The sequence below is a fragment of the Pseudomonas sp. LD120 genome, from assembly GCF_009861525.1.
Taxonomy (GTDB): domain Bacteria; phylum Pseudomonadota; class Gammaproteobacteria; order Pseudomonadales; family Pseudomonadaceae; genus Aquipseudomonas.
The window spans coordinates 2,719,503-2,745,209 of the sequence record NZ_WVHL01000005.1 but is presented as its reverse complement, the minus strand read 5'-3'; the positions used below and the strand labels follow the sequence as shown (position 1 = coordinate 2,745,209).

Here is a 25,707-nt window from a genome sequence, read left to right as displayed (position 1 = left end):
CAAGCTCAAAGCATGGCGCGGATGGCTTTAGCTTGCAGCTTGCCGCTAGAAACTTGCCGCTGCTTCTACCAGAAGCCAGCCGTTGGCTGCGCTGACGACAGCAAACAGACTCCAGGCCAGCCATCGCGTCGGCCAACGGTTGACGAATTCGCCCATCAGGCGCCGGTCGTTGGTCATGCGGATCAGCGGGTACAGGGCAAAGGGCAGTTGCAGGCTCAGCACCACCTGGCTCAACACCAGCAGTTGGCCCACTGCGCCATCCCCCAGCAGCCAGACGCCGATGAACGCCGGGATCAGCGCCAGCCCGCGGGTGATCAAGCGCCGCTGCCAGCAGGGAATCCGCAGGTTCAGGTAGCCCTCCATGATCACCTGCCCGGCAATGGTCCCGGTGAAGGTCGAGCTCTGCCCCGAGGCCAGCAGCGCCACGCCAAACAGCACGCTGGCCAGGGCCCCGCCCACCAGCGGATCAAGCAGGTGGTAGGCGTCCTGGATTTCCACCACGTCGCTATGGCCAGTGTTGTGGAAGGCCGCGGCGGCGAGGATCAGGATCGCCGCGTTCACCAGCAGCGCCAGGGCCAGGGAGCCGATGGTGTCGATCCGCGCCAGCTTGATGGCATCCGCGCGGCTGGCCCGGTCTTGGCCGATCAGCCGGGTCTGCACGATGGAGGTGTGCAGGTACAGGTTGTGCGGCATCACCGTGGCGCCGAGGATGCCGATCGCCAGGTACAACGGTGCGGCATCGCTGATGGCTGAAAGCGACGGGGTGAACCCCCGGGCCACGTCCGGCCAATAGGGTTTGATCAGCAGCAGTTCAATGAAGAAGCACACGCCGATGGTCGCCACCAGCGCCAGCATGATCGCTTCCAGCCGGCGAAAACCGCGGTTCTGCAAGGCCAGCACCAGCAGGGTGTCGAAGGCGGTGATGACAATCCCGGTGCTCAGGGACACCCCCAGCAACAGGTGGAACGCCAGGGCACATCCCAGCACTTCGGCAAGATCGGTGGCGATGATCGACACCTCGGCCGCCAGCCACTGGACCCGGGCCGAACGGCGGCTGTAGCGCTCCCGGCACAGTTGCGCCAGGTCGCGCCCGGTGGCGATGCCCAGGCGTGAGCACAGGCATTGCACCGCCATCCCCGCCAGGCTCGCCAGCAACACCACGAACAGCAGGTTGTAGCCATAGCGCGCCCCCGCCTCGATGGCCGTGGCCCAATTGCCCGGGTCCATGTAGCCGATGGAGATCAGCAGCCCGGGCCCAGCAAAGCGCAGCAGGCGCTTGAACAACGAGGCACGGGGATCGACGGACACGGAGCCCGCCACTTCCGGCGGACAAAAGGGGGCGGTGGCGACTTTCGGCAGGCTGAATTTCACAGGGATTTCCACGACGGATTGAAGCAGGAGGCCAGCTTAGAGGTTTCAGCACAGGTACCCAAGCCTGAAGTTCACCTTGCAGGCGCGTATGCTGCTGCCTTTGCAGCGCCTGGCGGTCCCTGCCGCAGGCTTCGACAGCACCCCCAAGGTAGCCCCCGTGAACAGCCCTGCGACAACACCCGAATCCGCCCCCCTGCCCCCCTTCCTGCAACCCGGCGACCGGGTGCTGCTGTTCGATGGGGTGTGCAAGCTGTGCAATGCCTCGGTGCAGTTCGTGATCCGCCACGACCGCCAGCGGCGAATCAAGTTGGCGTCCATGCAATCGCCCCAGGGCCAGGCCCTGCTGAAGTGGTTCGGCCAGCCTTGCGAGCAGTTCGACAGCGTGCTGTTGATCGAGGACCAGGGGCTGTCGCAACGCTCCGAGGCCTTTATCCGCCTGATGGCGCAACTGCCAGCCCCCTGGCGCTGGCTGCGCCTGTTGCGCTGGATCCCGAGGCCACTGCGGGACTGGGCCTACGACCGGATCGCCGGCAACCGCTACCGCTGGTTCGGCCGCCACGAGGTGTGTCTGCTGCCCAGCCCCGAGCATCGCGGACGCTTCCTCGACGATCCGTCCTGAGTCCCGGGCCTGCGCGCCTCAGCCGGGCTGCCGCCACGAGGTGTGTCTGCTGCCCAGCCCCGAGCATCGCGGACGCTTCCTCGACGATCCGTCCTGGGTCCCGGGCCTGCGCGCCTCAGCCGGGCTGACGGCGGAAGAACAGGGTCACCTGCCCCAGCTCGAAACCGAACTTGGTCATGTAGGAGCGGTTGGCCAGGGTGTTTTCATCCAGCAGGTACATCCAGTCGTCGAAGTGCACCTGGTAGGTGGTGCCGTCCACCGGCAGGTTGAGCACGTAACGCCAGCGCAGGGCATTGCCGGCGACCTCGCCGCGGGCCTCGCCAACCACATCGTCGGCGGTGCCGCGCCACAGGCCGGGACCGTCCGGCACCAGGGTCCAGACCCGGGTCTGGCGGGTGCCGTCGCTGTAGGTGAAGTCCTCGTGCATGATGAATTTCTCACCTTCGCTGCGGCTATTGATCTGCACATGGAAGCGCTTGATCACCTCGCCGGAACGCTTCTGGAACAGGCCCCAGGCTTCCACCCGGCCACTGAAGAACTGGCGCAGTTCCAGTTCGGGCTTCTGCTCACGGTACTGCTTGATGTCGGTGTCGCTGCAAGCGGTCAGGCCGAGGCACAGCACCAGCAAGTATTTCTTGAACATGGAACATCTCCTGTGCTGCGCCCGCTATCGGCCCAGCAGTTGTGCGCGCAACTGCGGATTGCGGGTGCGCGAGTCGAGCCAGATGGCAAAGAACGCCCGGGCGAAGGCCTCGTCGTCGACCACGTGCTGCAAGCGCTGGTCGACAAAGAACTGCACCCCGCGTCCGGGCAGGAACACCCCAGTGATGCGCTGGCCCGGTTCGACATCGACGAAGGCACGCTGCATCTGCGCCTGCCAATCCTTGAGTTGCGCCGGGCTGACCCCGGCACCGGACAAGCGCTGGATTTCCTCGAGGCTGGTTTGCACCAGATCCTCACGACTGATCGTGCGCCGGTAGGTCAGCTCCAGGGCGAAGGGGGTATCGGCCCGCAAGGACTTTTCCGGGCTCCAGAGTCGTGCGCTGTAGACCTTGAACCCAAACCAGGTGAATTCACCACTGCCCAGCAGCCGTGCATTGGGCAATGCCTCCTGCCAGCCAGCGCTGGCCGTGGTGCTGAACAACACCAGCAGCCACAGCCAGCGAACCACGGTGCTACGCCAGGCGCGCATCATTCAGGGCTGCCTGCGCAGCAATTGGAGAAATTCCTGGCGCGTGCTGCTGGACTCGCGAAAAGCCCCTAGCATCACTGAGGTGTTCATCAGCGAATTCTGCTTCTCCACCCCGCGCATCATCATGCACATGTGCCGCGCTTCAATGACCACCGCCACCCCGGCGGCCCGAGTCACTTCCTGGATCGCCTCGGCGATCTGCCGGGTCAGGTTCTCCTGGATCTGCAGGCGCCGAGCGTACATGTCGACGATCCGCGCCACCTTGGACAGCCCCAGCACCTGGCCGGTGGGGATGTAAGCCACATGGGCCCGACCGATGAAGGGCAGCAGATGGTGCTCGCACAGGGAATACAGCTCGATGTCCTGAACCATCACCATCTCGTCGCTGGTGGAGCTGAACAACGCGCCGTTGACCAACTCTTCGAGGCGGGTGTCGTAGCCGTGACACAGATAACGCAAGGCCTTTGCCGCTCGCTGCGGGGTATCGCGCAGGCCCTCGCGGGCAGGATCTTCACCCAGCCCCTTGAGAATGCAGTGGAAATGCTCGGAGAGAGGATCGTACATGGCGCACAGGTTCCGCAAAGTGAATGAGGCGGGCAAATCCTTGCACGCGCCAAGGGGAAAAAAGGGCCCCGAGGTGACCAACCACACAACTGGCCCAGCCCTGATTCCACCAGGGCTTGACCTCGGGAACCCCAAAGTGTGGAGAGTGACAACCTGGACAGCTAAAACTGGCCAGTGATCACCTCATCTCACACTGAAAAACCTATACGAGAATTTCATTTTTGTACAACTTTTATCGATAAAAACCCGATAAAACTCACAAATACTTGTACAAAAAGCTCAAAACCGATTCAGCCTCAATGTTTCGTACAAGAAAACCCCGCACTGTCCTACCCTCTCCGGCGCTTGGCTATTTGCCAGGTACAGGTATCAGATACGCACCAAATGCCGGGTTGGATGCTAGGGTGGCGCACCGTTCATCCACCGAGCCCCCCATGCTGCTGTTGAAACTGCTGACAGTTCCCGGATTCCTGCTGTTGATTTCCCTGGCGAGCAAGCGCTGGGGGCCGAATGTTGCCGGCTGGCTTGCGGGTTTTCCCGTGGTGGTGGGGCCGATCCTGCTGTTTCTGGCCCTGGAGCAGGGCACGGTGTTCGCCACCCACGCCGCAGTGGCTGCCCTCTCGGCATTGTTCGCCATGATCGCCTTCAGCGTTGCCTACACCCACGCCGCGCAGACCCTGGCCTGGCCCGGGGCCCTGAGCATCGCCACCCTGGTCTGGGTGCTGCTGGCCAGCGTGATCGCCCTGGTCCCGGCCTCCCTGGGGTTTTCCATTTTCTGTGCCGCCAGCGCCCTGCTGCTGGCACCCCGGGTGTTTCCCCGGGTCAAGACTGTGCCCGCCCTGCCCGGCACTCAGTCCGACAAGCTGGTCTACCGCATGCTCGCCGGGGCCCTGTTGACCCTGGCCGTTACCTTGCTGGCCAACACCGTCGGCGAACGCTGGAGCGGCATGCTCGCGGTGTTCCCGGTGTTGGGCAGCGTATTGGCGGTGTTCTCCCATCAGAGCCATGGGGTGGCCTTCACCACCGTGCTGCTCCGTGCCTTGAGCACCGGCCTGTACTCCTTCGCCGCGTTCTGCCTGGTACTGGCCCTGGCCCTGCCCTCTCTGGGGCTGTGGGCCTTCGTGCTGGGGGGGGCGGTATCAATGCTGGTGCTGGCCCTGAGCAAACGATTGTTGAGCACACCTCGAACAACCACGTAGGAGCCGGCTTGCCGGCGAAAGCCGTCTCGCGGACTTGCGCACCGGCAAGCGGAACGCCGCCCACCGCTCCAGCACAAGCCGCGCCGGCACGCATTCCCGGCCATTGATCCGTCGAATCCCTCTGGAGCAGGCCCTGACGACCGTGGGATGATGCGCGCCTTTGATCCCATGCTTGGAGATTGTGCATGTCATCCTTCGCTAGAAAAGCCCTGGTCCTAGTGTTCGCCGCAGTGGCGGGCTTCGGTGCGCTGAACGCGGTTGCCGCCGGCAAGTCCACGGCCAAAGCGGCGCTGGGAGAAAAAGTCTCGATGCTCGACGGCAAGCTGTCCTTCACCCTGCCCAAGGGCTTCAGCGCCTCGGCCCTGCCAGCCGGCAGCGAGGCCGACGGCACCGCGGGCGCCAGCGGCACGTTGTATTCCAACGCCACCACCCGCACCGTGGTGATCGCCGCGCAGAACAGCATTCCCAACGGTACTCAGGTCAAGGACAACGACAGCGCCTTTCTCGATGCCGCGGTCAGCGGGTTCCTGTCGCAACAGGCCGCAGCGCTGCCGGACTTCAGCAAGCAAAGTGAAAAGAGCATGACCCTCAAGGGCCTCGGTGTGCGGCAGATCGACAGCACTGCGACCCAGGGCGGCGGCCAGACCCTGAACTCGACCCTGATCGCCGGCTCCGGCACCCGCATGGCGGTGATCCAGGTGATTTCCCGGGCCGCGGACAAGGCCGGCCATGCGGCGCTGATGAAGCACATCCTCGGTCAGTAGACCCGCTTCGACTCAGGGGGTGAGCCCAGCCCCCTCCAGGCCAAAGGCAGCAGCACCAGCACCGCCAGCCCGAACCCCGCCTGGGACAGGTAGAAGGTTTCCAGCCACTGGCTGTGGGCCGCCACATAGAAACTGTTGTGCACGACGTCCAGCACGATGATCGCCAGGGTCAGCACCAACCCCCAGCGCGGGCGCACCCACAGCAGCAACGCCGCCAGCGGATCGAAAAAGCTCAGGGCGCCCCAGAAGGCCCGGCTGGCCAGGGGCGTGTCGGCGCCGTAGCCATAGTCCCAGAGCAGCCCATGGTCCAGGGCGGCGCGCAGGTGATTGAAGCTGGCCGCCAGCAGGCACAGGGTGAACAGCAGGCGGATCGACACAGACACTCGGGACATGGACACATCTACTGTATGAGCCGGCTTGCCGGCGAAGGGCGCGATGGCGGATCGAGGGCAAACGCGCCTGGGGTTTCCTTGGCCTGCCCGCGTCTACCCTGGTGCGCGCCTGTCGTCGTGGTTCAGTCGTTGATCAGCTTGCCGGCGCGGATCGCCTCGCGGCCAGCCACCTTGGCCAGCCAGATGCCCGGCTGGGTGTAGCGCCCGCGGTCCAGGGCAAAAAGCACGCCGCTGGTGCCGGCCCGCACGGTGCTGACCCTGTCGTTCAAGGGGTCCACCACTTCGAACAGGGCGTCGCCGCGCTCCACCCACTCGCCGGCATCGCGCAGAAAACTGACCACTCCGGGGTGCGGGGCGAACAGGTATTGGGTGCCTTCGAAAGGCATGCCTTCACAGCATTGATCCGGTGCAGCGGGCCACTGGCCACTGATCAGGTCCTGCTCGGCCAGAAAGCCGAGGATGGCCTCGCAGTTGGCTCGCGCCTGCTCGACCCGGGTGTCGCCCATGCTGCCCAGCTCCAGGGTGGCGGCCAGGTTGGCCGGGGGAATCGCCGCCCGGGGAAAGTCCCGGGCCAGGCGCAGCCAGGGCGAGGAGCAGGATTCGTCGAAAGAGCTGCCGCCGGAATCCTCGCAAAGCAACGCCACCCCAGCCTTCAGACGCGCCGCCAGGGACTGCCACCGCGGCCAGTGCTGGGGCAAGGCATAGAGGTGGATCGCCGCTTCGAAATCGCAATGCAGGTCGAGGGTGATATCGGCGTCGCAGGCATGGCGCAGCAGCAACCGGTGCAGGGCCTGCAGCTGCGAGCCCGGAGCCGGCAGCTCATCCAGCACCTGGACCATGGTGCGGCGAATCAAGGCGATATTGATGGCGGCATCAGTGCCCAGTTGCTTGCCGATCAAGTCGCCCACCGGACCACTGAGCTCGACGAAGGCACGGTTGAAGTTCTTGCCGCTGCCCAGTTCGAAACGCCCCAGGTGACTGCCTTGAACCTGCTGGTCGAGGCCGATGGGGTTGGCCACCGGCACCAGTTCGATCACGCCCTGCAAACGTCCCTGGCGCTCCAGTTCCGTCAGGCGCTGCTTGAGCTCCCAGGCGGTGCGCATGCCCGGCAATTCATCGGCGTGCAGGCTGGCCTGGATGTACACCTTGCGCGTGCCGCTGCCAAAGCGGAACACACTGAGCTGGCGCTGGGTGCCCAGGTGGCCCCAGGGCAGGGAATGGTCGATGCGTTGCATGCAGGCTCCAGGCTTCAAGAAAAAACGCGGTGCAGAATAAAACAGCGGCGCAGAAAAAAGGTGGCGACCGAGTTGCGGCCGCCACCTTTTTTTACCTCATGCATCGAGCCCGACGACTTACTCGCCGTAGACGTCGAAATCGAAGTACTTGTCCTGCACTTGCTTGTACTTGCCGTTGGCGCGGATTTCGCCGATGGCGGTATTGAATTTCTCCGCCAGCGCCTTGTCACCCTTGCGCACCGCGATGCCGGCGCCGCCACCGAAGTACTTCGGATCGTTGTACTCGGGACCGACGAAGGCAAAGCCCTTGCCGGCGTCGGTTTTCAGGAACCCGTCGTCAAGGTTGACCGAGTCGGCCAACAGCGCATCGACGCGACCGGACACCATGTCCAGGTTGGCTTCCTGCTGGGAGCCATAGCGCACCAGTTCGATACCGGCGGGCACCAGCACTTCAGTGGCGAAGCGGTCGTGGGTACTGGCGCGCAGCACACCGACTTTCTTGCCCTTGAGCTCGGTCAGCGGGTCCTTGATGGGGGTATCGGCCTTCATCACGAAGCGCGCCGGGGTGTGGTAGTACTTGATGGTGAAATCGACGTTCTTCTTGCGGTCGTCGGTGATGGTCATGGACGACAGAATGGCGTCGATTTTCTTCACCTTCAGCGCCGGGATCAGGCCATCGAACTCCTGCTCGACCCAGGTGCATTTGACTTTCATCTGCTCGCACAGAGCGTCGCCCAGGTCCACGTCGAAACCGGTGAGCTTGCCGTCCGGGGTCTTCATCGAGAACGGCGGGTAGCCGGCTTCGATACCGATGCGGATCGGCTTGGCCTCGTCGGCCGAAGCGGTGAAGGAAAACAGCGACAGTGCAAGCGCACCAAACAGCACAAACTTGTTCATTTATAACTCCAGGGGGCGGAGACTTTTATTGGCAGAATTCGATTGCGTGGAAATCGAAGTGGCCAGCAGTCTAGAGCGGCTCCCTGGAAGCAGATTGTGTTTATGCGACAAATACTTATAGAAATACCGCACAGGTGCCCAAGGCCCTGCGCCCTTGCACCTGTGCGCTGCAATTACCTTTGAAAAACCCGACGTTCGCGTCAAAACGGTGCATTTGCCCGGCACATTGTCTGATCTTGGCTCAGCAGGCGCAGGCAACCGTCCCCTGATCGGCGCTCGATGCGTCGAGGCTGAGCGGCAAACCTTCATCCAACCAGCCCGTGACACCGCCAATCATCTCCTTCACCGGATACTCCAAAACCGCCAGCTTCAGCGCCGCCTTGTTCGCGCCATTGCAATGCGGGCCGGCGCAATACACCACGAACAGGGTGCTCCGGGCATAACCGGCCAGGCGCTCGGCCGTGAGCAGGCGCCCGGGAATATTGATCGCACCGGGCAGGTGGCCACGGGCAAAGGCCTCGGCTGCGCGCACATCCAGCAGCACAAAATCCACCTCACCGCTCTGCTGACTGCTGTAGACGTCGGAACAGTCGGTTTCAAAGGTCAGACGGTTGGAAAAATGCATCAGGGCAATGGCCGAAGGGGCGGCGGCAATGGTGCTAACCAAGCTGGTCATGGGCGTCTCCAAAAAAGCTCGCGGTTGGGGTGAACGAAACTTTATCCGCCCCGCCCCTGGCGCTACAGTGGCGCTCCGGACACTGATCGGTAATTTTTCGCCAAATGCACAATCACCAAGGTTTGCTCGTAATCCTGGCCTACGACGGCCTTTGCACGTTCGAGTTCGGCATTGCCGTGGAGATCTTCGGCCTGGCCCGTCCGGAATTCGATTTCCCCTGGTACACGCAATGCATCGCCGCCGTCGATCAAGGCCCGATGCGCGCCACAGGCGGTATCCAGGTGCTGACCGATGGCGGCCTGGAACTGCTGGAGCAGGCCCGAACCATCATCATTCCTGGCTGGCGCAGCCGCGATCAAGCGCCGCCGCCCGAGCTGCTGGCGGCGCTGCGTCGGGCCTACCATCGCGGCGCTCGGTTGCTGTCGATCTGTTCCGGGGTGTTTGTCCTGGCGGCCACCGGCTTACTCGACGGTCTGCGGGCCACCACCCACTGGCACTACGCCACAGCATTGGCCGAACGGTTCCCGAACATCCTGGTGGACCCGGACGTGCTGTACGTGGACTCGGGGCAACTGATCACCTCCGCCGGCAGCGCCGCCGGGATCGATGCCTGCCTGCATCTGGTGGCCCGTGACTTCGGCACCCAGGTGGCCAACAGCGTTGCCCGGCGCTTGGTCATGGCGCCACAACGCACCGGTGGTCAGGCGCAGTTCATCCCAGCACCGGTCGCTCGCACCCCGCGCAGCGACCTGTCGCGGGTCATGCAATGGGCCCGGGAGCGCCTGCATGAGCCCCTGACGGTGAGTGACCTGGCGGCCCAGGCGTTGATGAGCCAACGCACCTTCCTACGGCGCTTCACCGATGCCACTGGCGCCTCGCCCAAGGCCTGGCTGCAGCATGAACGCCTGGCCCGGGCCCGGGAGCTGCTGGAAAGCGGGCACGAAACCAGTGAAAGCATCGCCCTGCGCTGCGGCTATCGCTCGGTGGAAAGCTTTCGCGTGGCCTTTCGCACGCTCGTGGGCCTGCCGCCCTCGGTGTACCGCGAGCGCTTTGGCCGTGGCGCACTGGATCATCAAGCCTCGGGCTTGCGCAGCAGGTAAGTGTCCATGATCCAGCCGTGGGCCTGACGCGCTTCCCGGCGCACGCGACAGATTTCATCGGCCACCTCATCGAGCCGGCCGCTGATCAGGCGTTCATCGGCCGTGCCCAGATAAGCCCCCCAGTAGATGTCCAGGCCCTGATGGCGCAGTTGCTGAAAACTGTCCTCGGCATCAAGCATCACCACCAGGCTATCGGCGGCGCTGGCCTGCCCCGCCGCCAAGCGGCGCCCGGTGGTGATTTCCACGGAGCGGCCGATGCGGTTCAGCGGCACCTTGTGTTGCGCAGCCAAGGCCTGGACGCTGGTGATACCGGGAATCACCTGGTACTCGAATTGCATCGCGCCGCCGGCCAGGATCTGCTGCAGGATACGCAAGGTACTGTCGTACAGCGCCGGATCGCCCCAGACCAGAAAGGCAGCGGTCTCACCCTCAGCCAGTTGTTCATTAATCAGCTGTTCGAAGAGGTGCTGCTTGTCGCGGTTCAACGCCTGGACGCTGGCCCGGTAGTCCACTTCGCCACGCTGGCGTTCCGGGATCCGCGCCTCGACCAAACGATACGGGCGCTCGGTGATGTGGCGCTGACACAGCTCGCGGCGCAGGTCGATCAGCGTGTCCTTGCTCGGCCCCTTGTCCATCAGGAACACCACATCGCAGCGATTCAGCGCCTTGATCGCCTGGAGCGTGATGAAGTCGGGGTTGCCGGCACCAATACCGATGACCAAAAGGGTTTTCATGGGAGAAGGCTCTCGTTGCTGTGGCGTTGGATCAGTATGGGCGGCTGCGCATGGGGACGAAATATCGCCACTCAGTCTTGGCCACTCAGGCGCAGGCGCCAGCACCCGACGTGGCTGAGTTCAATGCGCGACAGAGGCTCGACGTCGATCCGTTGCAGACTCGCCAAGGGCGTTTGCAGCACCTGCTGCAGCAGCGCACGGATCACAAAAGGATGAGTCACCGCCAGCCAGTGCCCCGGGCGGGCGGCCAGCGTCTCCAGCCATGCCCCCATCCGCTGGCACAGCGCAGCCAGCGACTCTCCGCCGGGCGGCGCCAGGTACGGATCTGCCAGCCAAGCCTGTATGGCTTGCGGCTGTTGTTGCTGCAATTGATTGATGCCCAGCCCCTGCCACGCGCCGAATCCGCAATCGCGCAAGGCGTCCTGTATTTCAGGGTCGGCGCTGAACAAGGCGGCGGTCTGACGACAGCGTAGTTCAGGCGCGCACAACACTCGCAGGTTGCGCGCACTGGGGGCCGCGCGGCTCAGGCGCTGCGCCTGCCAGTCCAGCTCCACGGGCTCGTCCAGGGGAAAGCGCGCGCGTTTCTGAGCGATGGTGCGAGCGTGGCACACAAGGGTTAAACGGATAGCCTGCACGGAAAGTCTCAACCAGGAAAAAAAGCACGATCGCCTTGGGCTGCGGGGTTTTAACATGGCTCAAGGCCCATGCCCAGCGCACAATGAGCAAGCCAGCCCCCCTCCAAAAAATAAGACTTCCCTTATATGGCTGAAAGCAACGGCCAACTAATCTGCCGGACTAGCCAACAGCAAGACTCAACCAGGTTTCTCTCATCATGCACATTGCTATGTGGGAGCTCATGTCTCTCGATTTTGCAATCAACGCCTCACTCCTGCCCATCGTCCTGCTGCAATACGTCGCCCTGCTTGGCATCTTCAGCACGCTGCTCATGCTGCACCAGAACGCCCAGCGCCTGATCAAATCCCAGAAGTTGCTCCTCGGATTGATCCTGGGGATCAGCAACGTCGCGCTGCTCACCCTGTCCTCACAATTCATGCAGGGCCCAGTGAAGATATTCCTGAGCAGCGACATGCTGTTTCTCGCAGGGCTGCTCGGTGGCTGGTGGGGCGGCATCACCTGTCTGACGCTCGTGGCCCTGACCCGCTATTACATTGCCGGCCCGCTGCAGTTTGAGGAGGCGCTGTTCAATTTCACGCTGATCACCCTTGGCGGCATGTTGCTGCATCGCTGGTTCGAGTCCCGCGCCCTCAGTTCCTTGAGCCTCAAAGACGTGACGCTGGTGGTGTTGGTACGGTTCGTCAGCGCCATCGTGCCCATGCAATTGATCGACTGGCTGGGAACCATTGATTCGGCCATCAACGCCCAACTGCTGTCGCTGCGGCTGCATTCGACCCTGCTCTCGCTGCCGTTGATCGTCCTGATACTGTTCATGCTGCGCCGCGAAGCACGCTACCAGCAGGCCCAGCAGCGCCTATTGCAACAAGCGCTTACCGATCCGACCACACAACTGCCCAATCGCCGAGCCCTGCGCCAATACCTGGATCAACTACTGGCGCAGCCCGCCAAGACACGCGGGCTTCATACCCTGGTGGTGATCAAGATCTGCAACCTCAAGGACCTGGTGGCGATCCACGGCCATGACTGGACCGATCAACTGCTGATCAGCTTCGCGCAAGAGTTCAAGAGCGGCCCCCCCAGCCATGTCGTGCAAGCCAAGGCCGCCCCCACCCCCTTCATGTTCTCCGACCTGAGCCTGGCGCTGATCCTGCAAAACTGTTCCATCCAGCAGGTGGAACGATCGACACTGCTGGCCACGCTGCAGATGACCCTGCAGAGCAGTTTGAGCAATGACGGCAGCCTGTCGCCCAAGCTGCAATTCTGCGTGATCGATGCCTGTGCCGGCGAGAACGCCAACAGCACCTTGCGCAACATCAGCCTGGCGCTCCAGGACAGCCGTCAGCCAGTGCGCTACCTGCACCAGTCGCTGCTTGAACAGGCCCAGAACAACGAGCGGATCCGTCAGCAATTGCTGGAGTGGGTGGCGTCGAATACCGCGCCGTTGTACTACCAGCCCAAGTTCTGCTTGAACCGGCAGACGGTGATTGGCGCCGAGGCTTTGCTGCGAGCCAAGGACAACGATGGCGCGACCATCTCACCGCTGCGAGTCCTGGAGGTGGTCCGCTGCCACGACCTACTGAATGCCTTTGAATGGGCAACCATTGAAACAGTGATCCGCGATGCCCGGCACTACATCGATGCCGGCCTGTCCGGGCCGCTGGCGGTCAATATCTCGGCCTCAACCCTGAGCGATGCCAACTTTGCCGTGCAACTGATCCAGCGCCTGAAAGACTCGGGCCTGCCCGGTCACCACCTGATCCTGGAGTTGACCGAATACACCCTGCTTCCAGACAGCCGGCAGGTGGCCCACAACATGCTTCTGCTCAAGGATCATGGCGTTACGCTATCGCTTGACGACTTCGGCACTGGTTACTCGGCCCTGAGTATCCTGGCCAAGTACCCCTTCAGCGAAGTCAAGCTCGACCACTCGATGATTTCACTGCTGCACTATGAACGGATGCGCACCGCGGTCTCCATCGCCCAAGAAAGCGCTCGTCTCTACCAGGCCACTGTGACGGCCGAGGGGGTCGAAACCCAGGAACAGATCGACATCCTCAAGACCATCGGCATCGCCTGCGCCCAGGGCTACTTCTTCTCCCCAGCGGTGCCCCTGGCCCAATTGATCGCACTGGCCCTTGCCAGCGAACGCTCGCCAAACGACACCCCGGACCACTGACGCTACGAGCAGGTCTCAGGGCGACGTTCCAGCAGTCACCGCAACCGCCCCAGGCTCGATCGCGGGCAGCCGCCACAGCCTTGTTCGGCCTTGCCGGGTATCACCGCAAGGGGTAAAGCGCCAGCGGGGCTCGGCGATTCACCCCATGCGGGGGATATGTCCACCTGCCCCGCCACACAACACAGCCACCCGCCCTTTCAAGGCCTTTCGCCTTGGTAGAAAATTTCACTAGACATGTAACGTACATTACATAAATATCAAATCATCATTTTATGAAACAAAAACTACATTGCGCGGAAAAGGCTCCCCCAATGCCCTCTCTCAGAGACCTGATCACCGCCCCCACGCTCGACCTGACGCCCTCGGAGCGCAAGGTCGTACGCGCCCTGCTCGACCACTACCCGCGCAACGGTCTGGGGCCGATGGCGCGCCTGGCGGAACACGCTGGGGTCAGCGACCCGACCATCGTGCGGTTGGTGAAGAAACTCGGTTTCAGCGGCTACGGCGAATTCCAGGAAGCCCTGCTCAGCGACATGGACGACCGCCTGCGCTCCCCCAGCACCCTGTTGCGCCCACGCTCGCAAGTGGCCCAGGGCGATACCTGGAGCCGCTACCTGGCGGACAGCCAGCGCACCCTGCAGGACACCCAGGCCCTGACCCAGCCCGAAGACATTCGTGTACTCCTTGAGTGGCTGCTGGACAGCCGCCATCAGGTGTATTGCTTCGGCGGGCGCTTCAGCGGCTTCCTCGCCCATTACCTGCTTAATCACCTGCAACTGATGCGCCCGGGTTGTTTCTTACTGGAAGACAACGCGCAGCTACCCGACCGGATGTTCAGTGTGCAGCGCCAAGACCTGGTGCTGTTGTTCGACTACCGCCGCTATCAGTCCCAGGCCTTGCGGGTGGCCAGCGCAGCCAAGACGCGCAACGCTCGGGTGGTGCTGTTCACCGATATCTACGCCTCGCCGCTGCGGGAACTGGCGGACCTGATCATCAGTGCTCCGGTGGAATCGCTGTCACCGTTCGACACCCTGGTGCCGGCGCTGGCCCAGGTCGAGGCCTTGATCGCCTGCCTGACCCCACGCAGCCCCCATCTTGATCAACGCCTGGAGGGCATCGACGCCCTACGGGCGCAATTCGCAACTCATGTGCTGGAGGAAAAATAAGGATGTTCAGCCTGCCCCATCGTTCGCCCCGGGACCTGCCCTTCGTTGTCGATCACACTGCCCTGCTGCTGGTGGACATGCAGCGCGCCTGGCTGGAGCCGCAGTTCGACCCGCACTTGCAAGAGCCCGAGGGCCAGGCCTTTGTGCAGCGCGCCCGGCAACAGGTGATTCCCAACCAGCAACGGCTTCTGGCGGCGGTACGCCACGCACGGCAGAACGTACTGCACACCCTGATCGAAAGCCTCACCGCCGACGGCCGCGACCGCTCGCTGGACCACAAGCTGTCGAACATGCACCTGCCCAAGGGCAGCCCCCAGGCAGCGATCATCGATGAACTGGCGCCGGTGGAAAACGAGATCGTGCTGCCCAAGACGTCCTCCGGGGTGTTCAACTCCACCAACATCGACTACGTGCTGCGCAACCTGGAAACCCGCCACCTGATCATCGCCGGGATTGTCACCGACCAATGCGTGGACATGGCGGTGCGCGACGCCGCCGACCGCGGCTACCTGGTGACCCTGGTGGAAGATGCCTGCGCCACTTACAGCGATGCGCGCCATCAGGCCTGCCTCAACGCGATCAAGGGTTACTGCTGGATCACCGACACCGACACCGTGCTCGGCCGCCTGCGGGAGATCCGCGGATGAGCCGCGACCAGGGCATCGAGGCCCTGACCCCGCTGGCCATGACCAGCATCGTCACCACCGACCTGATCGGCGTGACCCGTGGCCGCTCCTTTCCCAGCGATGAGCTGGAGCGTTATCGGGTCGGTGGCTGCGGCTGGGTACCGGCGAACAGCGCGCTGACCCCACAAGACCTGATCGCTGAAGACAACCCCTGGGGCGCCTATGGCGACCTGCGGCTGATTCCCGACCTGGACAGCCGGGTCACTGTCGGCGCCGGTCCGGATGCCACGGCGGCGCCCCTGGATTTTATTCACGCCGATATCTGCCAGACCGATGGCCGCCCCTGGGCCGCCTGCCCGCGGACCCTGCTGCGCAACGAGATAGAGCGCTACCGTGAACTGGGCATCCAGATCACCGCCGCCTTCGAGCATGAATTCAACCTCGACAGCGGTACCGCTCAGCGCGAGCTCCTGGCCTTCTCCCTGGAAGCCCAGCGCCAAGGCGCGGCCTTCGGCGGCTGGTTGCTGGCGGCACTGCGGGCGGCCGGTGTCGAGCCGGAAATGTTCCTGCCCGAGTACGGCAAGCACCAGTACGAAATCACCTGCCGGCCGACCCAGGGCCTGGCCGCTGCCGATCGAGCGGTGAACGTACGGGAGATCACCCGGGAGATTGCCCGGCAATTGGGGCAACGGGTCAGCTTTGCGCCCAAGACCGCCGAGAACGCAGTGTGCAATGGGGTGCACCTGCACCTGAGCCTGCAAGACCTGGACGGTACGCCGCTGCTCTACGACCCGCAGGCGGTCAGCGGCGACGACCTGTCGTCCCTGGGCCAGCACTGGGCCGCCGGGGTGCTCAAGCACCTGCCGGCGCTGTGCGCCTTCAGTGCACCGACGCCGGTGTCCTATGAACGCCTGCGCCCCCACCACTGGAGCGCCTCCTATACCTGCCTGGGCGTGCGTAACCGCGAGGCTTCGCTGCGCATCTGCCCCACCGTGAGCATCGGCGACAAGCCCCTGGCGCCCCAGTACAACCTGGAATTCCGCGCCCTGGACGCCACCGCCTCGCCGCACCTGGCCATGGCGGTGGTGCTGATCGCCGGACGCCTGGGCATCGAACAGCAGTTGATCCTGAACGCGGTCACCGACCAGGTGCCCGACGAACTCAGCACCGAACAGCGCCTGGCCAGCGGTATTGTTGCGCTGCCCGCGTCACTGCCCCAGGCCCTGGAATGCCTGCGCGGCAACACCGAGTTGATGCAGGCGCTGCCCGCCGACCTGCTCAACACCTATTTCGCCGTCAAACAAAAGGAAGTGTCCCTGACCGAGCACCTAAACGCTGCCCAATTGTGTGAGCACTATGGACACCTGTACTAAATCCGCCGAGCACGGTTTCTACACCGAACCGGCCTATCGCCTGCTGCGGGAAGACTCCGAGCATCCGCTGATTCTGGTGTGCGAGCACGCCAGCCATTACATTCCGCCAGCACTGCATGACCTGGGCCTGGACCCGGTGGCGGCCCGCGAGCACATCGCCTGGGACCCCGGTGCCCTGGAGCTGGCCGAGAGCCTGTCCCAGACTCTGGGCGCGACCCTGATCGCGGCCAACTATTCGCGCCTGCTGATCGACCTCAACCGCCCGCGCCACGCCCCCGACAGCATCCCGCTGCAGAGTGAGATCTATCAGGTGCCGGGCAACCAGCACCTCGACGAGGCGACCCGCGAATACCGCCGCCAGCACCTGTTCACGCCGTTTCACCAGCGTCTGCAGCGCATCATCGACCGGCGTCTGGCCGCCGGCCGCGAGGTGCGGGTGGTGGGGATCCACAGCTTCACGCCGATCTACTACAGCCAGCCGCGCGCACTGGAAGTCGGCGTGCTGTATGACCACTCCACCGCCTACGCCGCACGAATACTCGAGGGATTGTGGGCCCTGCCGATAAAGGTGGCGGGGAACCAGCCGTACAAGATCGACCCCATGAGCGACATGACCGTGCCAGTGCACGGAGACGCCCGTGGCCTGGAATCGGTGCTGATCGAGGTGCGTAACGATCTGCTGCGCAGCCCCGAAACCGTGCGCCGCTGGAGCGAGGTACTGGCGCCGTTGCTGTAACGAAAGTTGCAATACGATTGAGCACAACAAAGGCTGTTTGCAGGACCGGTACAACAACTAGAAAAACCGCTGTGGTGTGTCTTTAACCCTGCCAGGTTCAAACACAGAACGGTGTCCGAGGCGTCAATGACGACCCTCGCCACCCCCTCGCCCACTGACATTGGCTACAAGGAGAACAGCTTCATGGAGATTGAAGAATTCGGCTACAAACAGGAACTCAAGCGCGGGCTGAGCCTGCGCGACCTGGTGGTCTACGGGATGATTTTCATGATCCCCATCGCCCCGTTCGGGGTCTACGGCTACGTCAACCACGAGGCCCCGGGCATGGTGCCCCTGGCCTACATCATCGGCATGGTGGCGATGGTCTTCACCGCCCTGAGCTACGGCGCCATGGCCCGCGCCTTTCCCATTGCCGGCTCGGTGTATTCCTACGCCCAGCGCGGCCTCAATCCCCATGTCGGTTTTCTCGCCGGTTGGCTGATGCTCCTGGATTATCTGCTGATCCCGCCGCTGCTCTACGTCTATGCGGCCATGGCCCTCAACCACCTGTACCCGGAAGTGCCCAAGGTCGGCTTTATTCTGGCGTTCCTGGTCAGCGCGACCCTGGTCAACCTGCGGGGCATCACCTTCACCGCACGGATGAATATCGTGTTCCTGCTGGCGCAACTGGTGGTCCTGGGGATCTTCCTGTTCTATGCCTGGAACGCCCTGCACGGTGGCGCCGGCAACGGCCAGTTGACCCTGGCGCCGCTGTACAACCCCGAGAATTTCCACTTCGGCATGCTGATGCAAGGCGTATCGATTGCGGTGCTGTCGTTCCTGGGCTTTGACGCGATCTCAACGCTCGCCGAAGAGGTCAAGGGCGACCCGGGCCGCAGTGTCGGCCGCGCCGCGCTGATCACCCTGGTGGTGATGGGCGCGATCTTCGTGGCGCAAACCTGGATCGCCACCGACCTGGCCGCGGGCATGGGCTTCACCTCCGCCGACACGGCGTTCTATGAGATCGCCGAACTGGCCGCCGGCAGCTGGCTGGCTACCGTCACCGCAGTGGCCACCGCACTGGCATGGGGCGTGGCGGTGGCCATCACCTCGCAAGCCGCGGTGTCGCGCCTGCTGTTCGGCATGGCCCGCGATGGCAAGCTGCCCAAGGTGCTGGCCAAGGTCCACCCGAAACACAACACCCCGCACATCAGCATCTACCTGGTGGCGCTGCTGTCGCTGCTGATCTGCTACCTGTTCATCAACTCGGTGGACACCCTGACCTCGCTGGTCAACTTCGGCGCCCTGAGCGGCTTCATGCTGCTGCACATCACGGTGATCAACTTCTACTGGCGCCGGCAGAAATCCGGCCAAGTGGTGCGTCACCTGATCTGCCCGGTGATCGGCTTCGTGATCGTCTGCGCCATCATGTACAACATGGGCGTGGACGCGCAGAAACTCGGGGCCATCTGGGTCGCCGCCGGGCTGCTCTACCTGTTCTTGCTGAACAAGCTGGGCAGCGCTGCCGCCGTGCCCGATCCGCTCAAGCCATAGTCGTCAGCGCGGCGCCCCGGCGTCGCGCAGCCCCTGGAAGCGGCCAGCAAGAGCCGCCCAGGGCCTGGCCGCCAGATGCCGCGGCCGTGGAACTGCGTGGTCATCGACAGTGATGTCTGGCCAATGCTCGCCCCCCAGGGGCGAGCGGCCCTTGATACAGGAGTACACCCTTGCAGGCCTTGCGTCCCGTGGCGTTATCCGATCTGCCCCAATTGCGGCGTCTGGCCCGCGAGCGCCTGCTGGGCGTCACTTCGCTGGTGGACGACGAAACCTACCTGCTGGACAAGATTCAGGATTCCCTGGCGTCCTTCGCCAAGGCCGAGGCCAGCCAGGGTCCGGAAAACTACTTCCTGGTGCTTGAGGACCTGGAAAGCGGTCAACTGCATGGCTGTTCGGACATCCTCGCCACCGCGGGTTTTGCCAGCCCGTTCTACAGCCTGCGCAATCGCCCGTTCATCAGCAGCTCGCGGGAACTCAACATCCAGCACGGGGTGCCGACCCTGTCGCTGTGCCAGGACCTCAGCGAACAGACCCTGTTGCGCAGCTTCCATGTCGACCCTGAGCTGGCCGGCACGCCGCTGGCCCAGCTGACCTCCCGCGGCCGGCTGCTGTTCATTGCCGCCCACCCCCAGCGCTTCGCCGACAGCTGCATCAGCGAGATCGTCGGCTACAGCAACGCCGCCGGTGAATCGCCGTTCTGGGAAGCCGTGGGCCAGCACTTCTTCGACCTGCCCTATGTCGAGGCCGAGCGCCTGTGCGCCTTGCAGGGGCGGGGCTTTCTCGCCGAGCTCATGCCCCAGTACCCGCTGTACATTCCGATGCTGGCGCAGCCAGCCCAGGACTGTATCGGGCAGGTCCACGTGGATGCCCGGCAAGCCTGCCAGATCCTCATCGACGAGGGCTTCACAAGCACCCAGTACGTCGACCTGTTCGACGCCGGGCCGACCCTGCAGGGGCGCAACAACCGGTTGCGCTCAATCATCCACAGCCGCGTCACCCGCAGCCAGTTGAGCCCGCAAAGCGGCCAGGGCCGGCAATGGTTGCTGAGCAACGACCGGCTGCAAGGTTTTCGCGCCATCGTCGCGCCCCTGGACGAAGCCCCCGGCGATGCCGTCGGCCTCGACCGGGCGATGCTCCAGGCCCTGCAACTGGCCCCGGGCGAAGCAGTGCGGAGCGTTGCCCTATGAACCGGCTCTTGCAGCGCCACTGCCCGGCGCCACGGCCAGGCATCAGCCGATGATCGTCCGTCCGATCCGCGTCAGCGATCTGCCGGCGCTGCTGGCCCTGCTGGAAGGCAACGGCCGCGAACTGAACAACCTGTCCACCGACCCCGAGCGCCTGGCCCATCGGGTGCGCTGGGCACAGCGGGCCTTCACCAGACAGGTCGAACGGGCCGACGCCGACTACCTGTTCGTCATGGAAGATGACGACCAGCAGGTAATCGGGGTCTGCGGCGTCAGCGGCGCCATTGGCCTGCGCGAGCCCTGCTACAACTACCGGGTCGGCACCACCCGTGGCAGTGCCCCGGTACTGGGCATCGAGAAACACATCCCGACCCTGTTCCTGTGCAACGAGATGACTGGGCAATCCCTGCTCTGCTCGCTGTTCCTGCGCCGCGATCAGCGCCAGGGCGATAACGGCCGCCTGCTGTCCAAGGCGCGCCTGCTGTTTGTCGCCGAATTCCCCACCCTGTTCGGCGACAAGCTGGTGGCCGAATTGCGCGGCCAGCTCGATAGCCAGGGCTGTTCGCCGTTCTGGGACAGCCTGGGGCGGCACTTCTTCAAGATGGGTTTCCAGCAGGCCAATCGCCTGTCCAGCCACGGCAGCAAGGCCTCCATCGCCGAACTGATGCCGCGCCAGCCGCTGTACACCTGCCTGCTCAGCCCCCAGGCCCAGGCCGCCATTGGCCAGGCCCACGCCAGCACCGAACAGGCAGTGAGCATCCTGCGGGGCGAAGGCTTCAGCCATCAGGGCTGCATCGACATCTTCGATGGCGGGCCGCTGCTCGAAGCCGAAGTGACGAAGATCCGCAGCGTGCGCGAAAGCCAGACCCTGCCCCTGCTGGTGGGCAGCCCGGATGAACAGGCGCCGATGTGGCTGATCCATAACCGACGCCTGGAAAGCTGTCGCATCACCGCCGCCCCCGGGCGGTTGGTCTCGGGCTGCCTGCTGGTGGACCGCCGGACTGCCAAGCGCCTGCAACTGCAGCCCGGCGACTCGGTCCGCGCGGTGCCGTTGCTGGCCAGCGAGCCACGCACGACACGGCATTCATAGCGGCACCTGCCCCCGGAAACTGCATTCCTGCATTCCTGTGTTCCTGTGTTCCTGTGTTCCTGTGTTCCTGTGTTCCTGCAATGATGTCCGCTGTCGAGCCTTCGGCGAGGCTGCGACAAGGGCGAAGGCCCTTCTAGCGACCTGAAGACACGCGCATTCAGTGCGGCCAACGCCATGGCGGTGAATCGGGCCATGCGGGTTGTCCCAATGGACCGCGTGGGCAGGTTTGGCGTCTCCTGCAGAGCCGGGCGCAGCCTGCGGCAGCGGCTACAGGGCCGCCGCGGCCATGAGCCCGGTAACGCCCGGCGACAGGCGCGAGATTGACGAACGCCGGAACCAATGTTCAGATGCCGCCCAGTTTCAGGTGCCTCATGCCGCCGTGCATGAGGTGAAACGGGAAACCGGTGCGCCCCTTCAGGGCTAGTCCGGTGCTGCCCCCGCAACGGTAAGCGAGTGCTGCATTCAACACGCCACTGTACCCAAGGTATGGGAAGGCGAATGCCGCCAGACTCGCAAGCCCGGAGACCGGCCTGAAGCATCTGTTTGGCAATCCTGCGGTGGGCGGGCATGGGCCGGTATGGTCGCGTGCCTGTGGCCGATACCTTCTCCTGCGTGCTTCCCGAAGTCACTTTCGAGAAGACCAAGAATGACAACACCTGACACCTTCCGCGTGCGCCCCTTGACCACGCGCCGCCGCACGCCATGCGGCGCCTTGCTCGGCTGCCTGTTCAGCCCCCTGCTGCTGGCGGACGACACGCCGTTGAAACTGGAGCCGCAATCGATTTCTGCCCCTTCGGTGGAGTCCACCGCCGTGGCTGAAATGGCCCGGTACGGCAGCAAGCTGGAGATCATCGACCGCCAACAGATCGAACGCGCCGGCCCCAGCAGCGACATCACCCGGGTCCTGCAGATGTACGTGCCCGGGCTGTACGTGGCACCGAAGAACGGCCCGTTCGACTACGGCACCTACTCGCTGCTGGGCGGCCGCAACGATGACACCCTGATCCTGCTGGACGGCGTGCGCCTGAACAACCGGCTGTACGGCGGCCTGTACCTGGACACCCTGCCGGCCAATGCCATCGAGCGCATCGAGGTGCTCAAGGGCGGCCAGAGCCTGTTGTTCGGCACCCAGGCGGTGTCCGGGGTGATCAACATCGTCACCCGCAGCCCGCAGACCCGCGCCACCTCAGGCGAGGTCAACCTGGGCCTGGACAGTTTCATGGGCCAGAGCGGCGATGCCCGGGTGGAACGCATCTTCGGCAACGGCTTCGGCGACCTGGGCCTCTTGGCCTATGTCAGCCACAACGTCTCCGACGGCTACCAGCCCTATCGCAACAGCGCCTACAGCGCCAGCACCCGGGACAGGAAGCGCGCCTATGAGGTCACCACCTTCGGCGCCAAGGCGATCCAGGGGTTTGCCGACGACTCGCGGCTGGAACTGTTCTACCAGTACAGCGACGCCAACCTGGATTTCGCCCGCCCGCTGAACAACAAAAAGACCACCAACGACCGCATCCAGCAGATCGCCACCGCGACCTTCGAACAGCGCCTGAGCGAAGGCTTCAGCTACTTCGTCAAGGGCCATGTCAACGACTGGGACACCCGCTACACCCGCATCAACACCACCGAGGGCGGTGGCAGCAAAGTGATCAACCACAACGACTACTGGGGCTTCACCGACTGGGGCCTGCAGGCCGAGGGCAAGGCCGAGTTGGACGGCGGCCACGTGCTGGTCTTCGGCAGCGACAACCAGTGGTTCAAGGGCCAGGACGATGTGTTGAAGATCGACAACCAGCAGGCCCAGGCCAACGCCCTGTACACCCAACTGCGGCCGGTGTTCGAGACCCTGCCCGACTGGCACCCGAGCATCGGTGTGCGCCACGAGAAGATCAGCGGCGGCGAGAGCGCCACCGTGGGCATGCTCACCTCGCTGTACGACCTGACGCCCCACTGGCAACTGCGCGGCCAATACGGCAGCGCCTTCAAGCTGCCCAACGCCGAGCAGCTGTATGCCAACGAGGACTACGAGAAAGGCAACCCCAACCTCAAGCCGGAAAAAAGCGTGAATGCCGAACTCGGCCTGGACTACAACGCCAGCCTGCTGGCCGGCGAGTTCAACGCCAGCGTCAGCGCCTTTCGGCGCAAGATCGACGACCTGATCAGCCTCGATGCCAGTCGTGTCTGGAACAATGGCCAGGGCCGGATCAGGGTGCGCGGCATCGAACTCGACGGGCGCTGGCAGTTCAGCCCGCAATGGAACCTCTCAGCGGACATGACCCGCAACCTCGTGGAGTCGCGCAACGGCGTGACCCTGAGCAACATCCCCGGCTTCTTCGCCCGTTCGCGACTGGGCTTCGAGTCCCTGGACCGGATGTGGGGCGTGGGCGGGGCCATCCGCTACATCGGCTCGATCGCCAGTTCGAAAAAAGTCGACTACGGCCACTACTCGGTGGTGGATGCCGATGCCTATCGCTACCTCGACAACGCTCAGCAACACCGCCTTAGCCTGCTGGTGGAGAACCTGTTCGATCGCGACTACGCCACCAGCATGACCAGCAGCGCGCCCGCGGTCGACAACCTCGGTCGGCCCTTCACCAGCGAAGTGCGCTACACCTACCGCTTCTGAGGAGCAACGGCATGCATGAGGACTATCAACGGGTGCTGTTCGTCGGCCCCGGCCTGCACGGCGGCACCCTGGGCGAGGCGTTTCGCGCCGCACTCAAAAGCCTGCGCGACGCGGCCGCCACCCGAGTCATCGACACCCTGGACGGCTTCGATGGCCTCTGGGCAGCTCTGGACGAGCCCTTGCTCGAAAGCAACGCGGCGCTGCTGGTGGTGGACCTGGAACCCAGCTCCGACAGCGCCTACCTGGATTGGCTGCGCGACGAACTGGCGCGTCGGGCGCAGAGCCACCCCCAAACGCCCAGGTTGTGGGTCACCGCCCAGGCCCTGGGCCGCCGCGGGCTGGATGCGGCCCTGGCCTGCGCCAGCGTCGGCCAACGCGAACGACATCTGCCTTGCGACAGCGTTAACCCGGTGGCCAGCGACCCGGACTGGTCGCGGGTGCCGCCCCACGCCCGTCAAGTGTTCCTGTGCACCGGCCCGCGCTGCGTGCGACGTGGCGCCCTGCCCTTGTGGAAGACCCTGCGCCGTGAACTGCTACGCCGGGCGCACATGGAAACCCCGGGCGGCGTGCTGCTGACCCGCACCGCCTGCCAATTTCCCTGCAACCTGGGGCCGGTGCTCACCGTGCACCCGGATGGCTGCTGGTATCGGATCAGCAACGACAGCGAGGTGCTGCGCCTGGTGCAAGGGCACCTGCTCGAAGGGGAGCCCGTGCAAGAGCTGCTGATACCCGCGCCTTACGGAGGCTCGCCGGATGCCTAGACCGCTCGTCGTTGTGCTGCTCTGGCTGTTCGCCTTGCCGGCCCTGGCAGACCGCTATGAAAACTGCGAAAAGTCCTGGTCGCTGACCGCCACGCCGCAACGCATCGTCGCCCTCAACCAGCACAGCGCCGACCTGCTGCTGGCCCTGGGGGCCGGGCCGTCGATGATTGGCGTGGCCTATCTGGACGACGATGCTCAGGCGCAAACCCAGGGGCGCTACCACGGCGTGCCGGTGATTGCGCGGCAGTACCCTTCGGCCGAAGTGCTCTACAGCCTGAAACCCGACCTGGTGGTGGGCGGGTTCGCCTCGGCGTTCCCCGATGACTTCAGTGGCCGGGAACGCCTGCTGGCCATCGGCATCGCCAGCTATTTGCTGGAATCGGCCTGCGCCGGACATGACCAGGACTACTTCGGGCACATCCGCCGTGACCTGCTGACCCTGGGCCGGCTGGTGCATCAGCAACAGCGCGCGCATCAGTTGATTGCCGCGCTGGACGCCGATCTCGCCGCCGCCACGGCCTTGTCCCAGGGACAGCCGACGCCTTCGGTGTTCTACCTCGACAGCGAGGTCAACGGCCTTGCCAGCCAGGGCCGGCGGGGCTTCGTCGGCGTCCTGCTGAAAGCCGCCGGAGCCCGCAACAGCTTGGCCGCCATCGATCACCCGCGCCTGACCGTGGACAGCGAAACCCTACTGGTCAACGACCCGGATGCGATGCTCCTGGCCGACGCCCTGTGGTCGCCGGCCTCGCGCAAACGCCGGCGGCTGCACAGCGATCCGGTGCTCTCGCGGCTGCGCGCGGTACGCGAGAAGCGCCTGATCGACATCCCCTTCACTCAACTGGTGCCTGGCATCGCCAGCGGCCGTACCGCCCTGGAGCTGGCCCGGCGCCTGCACCCTGGCAGCCATTGAAACAGCGCTGCCGCGCCTGTGGCCGCGAAGGCTCGACCGCGCAGAAGCGCCGGGCGTTCGGCAAGCCGATCAACCCGCTAACAACCGTGGCTCAGCCTCGCCAGCCGCTCCTGGGCCACACTGGGCCGGCATTGCCGCCCTAGCACA

Annotated in this window: 25 protein-coding genes and 1 riboswitch; of the genes, 15 read left to right on the top strand and 10 right to left on the bottom strand. The window is 64.3% G+C overall.

Annotation, left to right across the window (positions count from 1 at the left end; genetic code table 11):
• Positions 1–45 precede the first annotated feature (45 nt).
• The gene (locus tag PLD_RS26990; RefSeq protein ID WP_159897722.1) at positions 46–1,371 is read right to left on the bottom strand and encodes an Nramp family divalent metal transporter; all 1,326 of its coding nucleotides are present in this window, start codon (positions 1,369–1,371) and stop codon (positions 46–48) included.
• 157 nt (positions 1,372–1,528) lie between these two features.
• Here PLD_RS26990 and PLD_RS26985 point away from each other — a divergent pair, with 157 nt between their 5' ends.
• Positions 1,529–1,990 (top strand): thiol-disulfide oxidoreductase DCC family protein, encoded by a 462-nt coding sequence (locus tag PLD_RS26985; RefSeq protein ID WP_256674820.1) that lies wholly within the window; start codon positions 1,529–1,531, stop codon positions 1,988–1,990.
• A gap of 115 nt (positions 1,991–2,105) precedes the next feature.
• On the opposite strand, the gene PLD_RS26980 is transcribed toward PLD_RS26985, so the two are convergent.
• The 3 genes from PLD_RS26980 to folE are packed head-to-tail and all read right to left on the bottom strand — an operon-like array spanning position 2,106 to position 3,746.
• Complete coding sequence (locus PLD_RS26980) at positions 2,106–2,633, bottom strand: DUF3833 domain-containing protein (protein WP_159897718.1); 528 nt, start codon at positions 2,631–2,633, stop codon at positions 2,106–2,108.
• Between the two features lie 24 nt (positions 2,634–2,657).
• Complete coding sequence (locus tag PLD_RS26975) at positions 2,658–3,182, bottom strand: chalcone isomerase family protein (protein ID WP_178116249.1); 525 nt, start codon at positions 3,180–3,182, stop codon at positions 2,658–2,660.
• Between the two features lie 3 nt (positions 3,183–3,185).
• Positions 3,186–3,746, bottom strand: a complete 561-nt coding sequence (gene folE, locus PLD_RS26970) for a GTP cyclohydrolase I FolE (RefSeq protein ID WP_159897714.1) — start codon at positions 3,744–3,746, stop codon at positions 3,186–3,188.
• A 434-nt stretch (positions 3,747–4,180) separates the two neighbouring features.
• Between folE and PLD_RS26965 the strand changes: the two genes are divergently transcribed.
• Complete coding sequence (locus PLD_RS26965; RefSeq protein ID WP_159897712.1) at positions 4,181–4,945, top strand: hypothetical protein; 765 nt, start codon at positions 4,181–4,183, stop codon at positions 4,943–4,945.
• Positions 4,946–5,130: 185 nt separating this feature from the next.
• Complete coding sequence (locus tag PLD_RS26960) at positions 5,131–5,709, top strand: hypothetical protein (RefSeq protein WP_159897711.1); 579 nt, start codon at positions 5,131–5,133, stop codon at positions 5,707–5,709.
• Here PLD_RS26960 and PLD_RS26955 read toward each other — a convergent pair.
• The 4 genes from PLD_RS26955 to PLD_RS26940 form a co-directional block, all read right to left on the bottom strand.
• Positions 5,703–6,101 carry a hypothetical protein gene (locus PLD_RS26955; protein ID WP_178116218.1) on the bottom strand — a complete coding sequence of 133 codons (399 nt, stop codon included), beginning with the start codon at positions 6,099–6,101 and terminating at the stop codon, positions 5,703–5,705. The two genes, PLD_RS26960 and PLD_RS26955, sit on opposite strands and share 7 nt — an antisense overlap.
• A 122-nt stretch (positions 6,102–6,223) precedes the next feature.
• Positions 6,224–7,336 carry a M14 family metallopeptidase gene (locus PLD_RS26950; protein WP_159897709.1) on the bottom strand — a complete coding sequence of 371 codons (1,113 nt, stop codon included), beginning with the start codon at positions 7,334–7,336 and terminating at the stop codon, positions 6,224–6,226.
• 117 nt (positions 7,337–7,453) lie between these two features.
• Positions 7,454–8,233, bottom strand: a complete 780-nt coding sequence (locus tag PLD_RS26945) for an ABC transporter substrate-binding protein (protein ID WP_159897708.1) — start codon at positions 8,231–8,233, stop codon at positions 7,454–7,456.
• A 241-nt stretch (positions 8,234–8,474) separates the two neighbouring features.
• On the bottom strand, positions 8,475–8,909 hold the full coding sequence (locus tag PLD_RS26940; RefSeq protein WP_159897707.1) for a rhodanese-like domain-containing protein: 435 nt from the start codon (positions 8,907–8,909) through the stop codon (positions 8,475–8,477).
• A gap of 104 nt (positions 8,910–9,013) precedes the next feature.
• Here PLD_RS26940 and ftrA point away from each other — a divergent pair, with 104 nt between their 5' ends.
• The gene (ftrA, locus tag PLD_RS26935) at positions 9,014–10,009 is read left to right on the top strand and encodes a transcriptional regulator FtrA (protein ID WP_159897706.1); all 996 of its coding nucleotides are present in this window, start codon (positions 9,014–9,016) and stop codon (positions 10,007–10,009) included.
• Here the strand turns inward: ftrA and cobF are convergent.
• Entirely contained in the window at positions 9,982–10,743 is a 762-nt protein-coding gene (gene cobF, locus PLD_RS26930; protein WP_159897705.1) for a precorrin-6A synthase (deacetylating), read from the bottom strand. The two genes, ftrA and cobF, sit on opposite strands and share 28 nt — an antisense overlap.
• A gap of 71 nt (positions 10,744–10,814) precedes the next feature.
• Positions 10,815–11,378: a histidine phosphatase family protein gene (locus PLD_RS26925; protein ID WP_159897704.1), complete on the bottom strand. Its 564-nt coding sequence runs from the start codon at positions 11,376–11,378 to the stop codon at positions 10,815–10,817.
• A gap of 221 nt (positions 11,379–11,599) precedes the next feature.
• Here PLD_RS26925 and PLD_RS26920 point away from each other — a divergent pair, with 221 nt between their 5' ends.
• The 11 genes from PLD_RS26920 (at position 11,600) to PLD_RS26870 (ending at position 25,560) form a co-directional block, all read left to right on the top strand.
• Complete coding sequence (locus tag PLD_RS26920; protein ID WP_159897703.1) at positions 11,600–13,555, top strand: EAL domain-containing protein; 1,956 nt, start codon at positions 11,600–11,602, stop codon at positions 13,553–13,555.
• Positions 13,556–13,866: 311 nt separating this feature from the next.
• Positions 13,867–14,721 carry a MurR/RpiR family transcriptional regulator gene (locus tag PLD_RS26915; RefSeq protein ID WP_159897702.1) on the top strand — a complete coding sequence of 285 codons (855 nt, stop codon included), beginning with the start codon at positions 13,867–13,869 and terminating at the stop codon, positions 14,719–14,721.
• Between the two features lie 2 nt (positions 14,722–14,723).
• A complete protein-coding gene (locus tag PLD_RS26910) occupies positions 14,724–15,368 on the top strand; it encodes an isochorismatase family cysteine hydrolase (protein WP_159897701.1) in 645 nt (214 codons plus the stop codon).
• Positions 15,365–16,720 carry a glutamine synthetase family protein gene (locus PLD_RS26905; protein ID WP_159897700.1) on the top strand — a complete coding sequence of 452 codons (1,356 nt, stop codon included), beginning with the start codon at positions 15,365–15,367 and terminating at the stop codon, positions 16,718–16,720. The genes PLD_RS26910 and PLD_RS26905 overlap by 4 nt, the downstream gene beginning before the upstream one ends.
• On the top strand, positions 16,704–17,456 hold the full coding sequence (locus PLD_RS26900) for an N-formylglutamate amidohydrolase (protein ID WP_159897699.1): 753 nt from the start codon (positions 16,704–16,706) through the stop codon (positions 17,454–17,456). Before PLD_RS26905 ends, PLD_RS26900 begins: the two co-directional genes overlap by 17 nt.
• Before the next feature lie 183 nt (positions 17,457–17,639).
• On the top strand, positions 17,640–18,989 hold the full coding sequence (locus PLD_RS26895; protein WP_159897698.1) for an APC family permease: 1,350 nt from the start codon (positions 17,640–17,642) through the stop codon (positions 18,987–18,989).
• 170 nt (positions 18,990–19,159) lie between these two features.
• Positions 19,160–20,176, top strand: coding sequence for an arginine N-succinyltransferase (locus tag PLD_RS26890; RefSeq protein ID WP_159897697.1), 1,017 nt, complete (start codon positions 19,160–19,162; stop codon positions 20,174–20,176).
• A 49-nt stretch (positions 20,177–20,225) separates the two neighbouring features.
• Positions 20,226–21,263 carry an arginine N-succinyltransferase gene (locus tag PLD_RS26885; protein ID WP_159897696.1) on the top strand — a complete coding sequence of 346 codons (1,038 nt, stop codon included), beginning with the start codon at positions 20,226–20,228 and terminating at the stop codon, positions 21,261–21,263.
• Between the two features lie 345 nt (positions 21,264–21,608).
• A riboswitch (cobalamin riboswitch) is annotated at positions 21,609–21,812 on the top strand.
• Positions 21,813–21,909: 97 nt separating this feature from the next.
• Entirely contained in the window at positions 21,910–23,889 is a 1,980-nt protein-coding gene (locus PLD_RS26880) for a TonB-dependent siderophore receptor (protein WP_256674772.1), read from the top strand.
• Positions 23,890–23,900: 11 nt separating this feature from the next.
• The gene (locus tag PLD_RS26875) at positions 23,901–24,650 is read left to right on the top strand and encodes a ferredoxin (RefSeq protein ID WP_159897694.1); all 750 of its coding nucleotides are present in this window, start codon (positions 23,901–23,903) and stop codon (positions 24,648–24,650) included.
• Complete coding sequence (locus PLD_RS26870) at positions 24,643–25,560, top strand: ABC transporter substrate-binding protein (RefSeq protein ID WP_159897693.1); 918 nt, start codon at positions 24,643–24,645, stop codon at positions 25,558–25,560. The genes PLD_RS26875 and PLD_RS26870 overlap by 8 nt, the downstream gene beginning before the upstream one ends.
• The last annotated feature ends 147 nt before the right edge of the window (positions 25,561–25,707 follow it).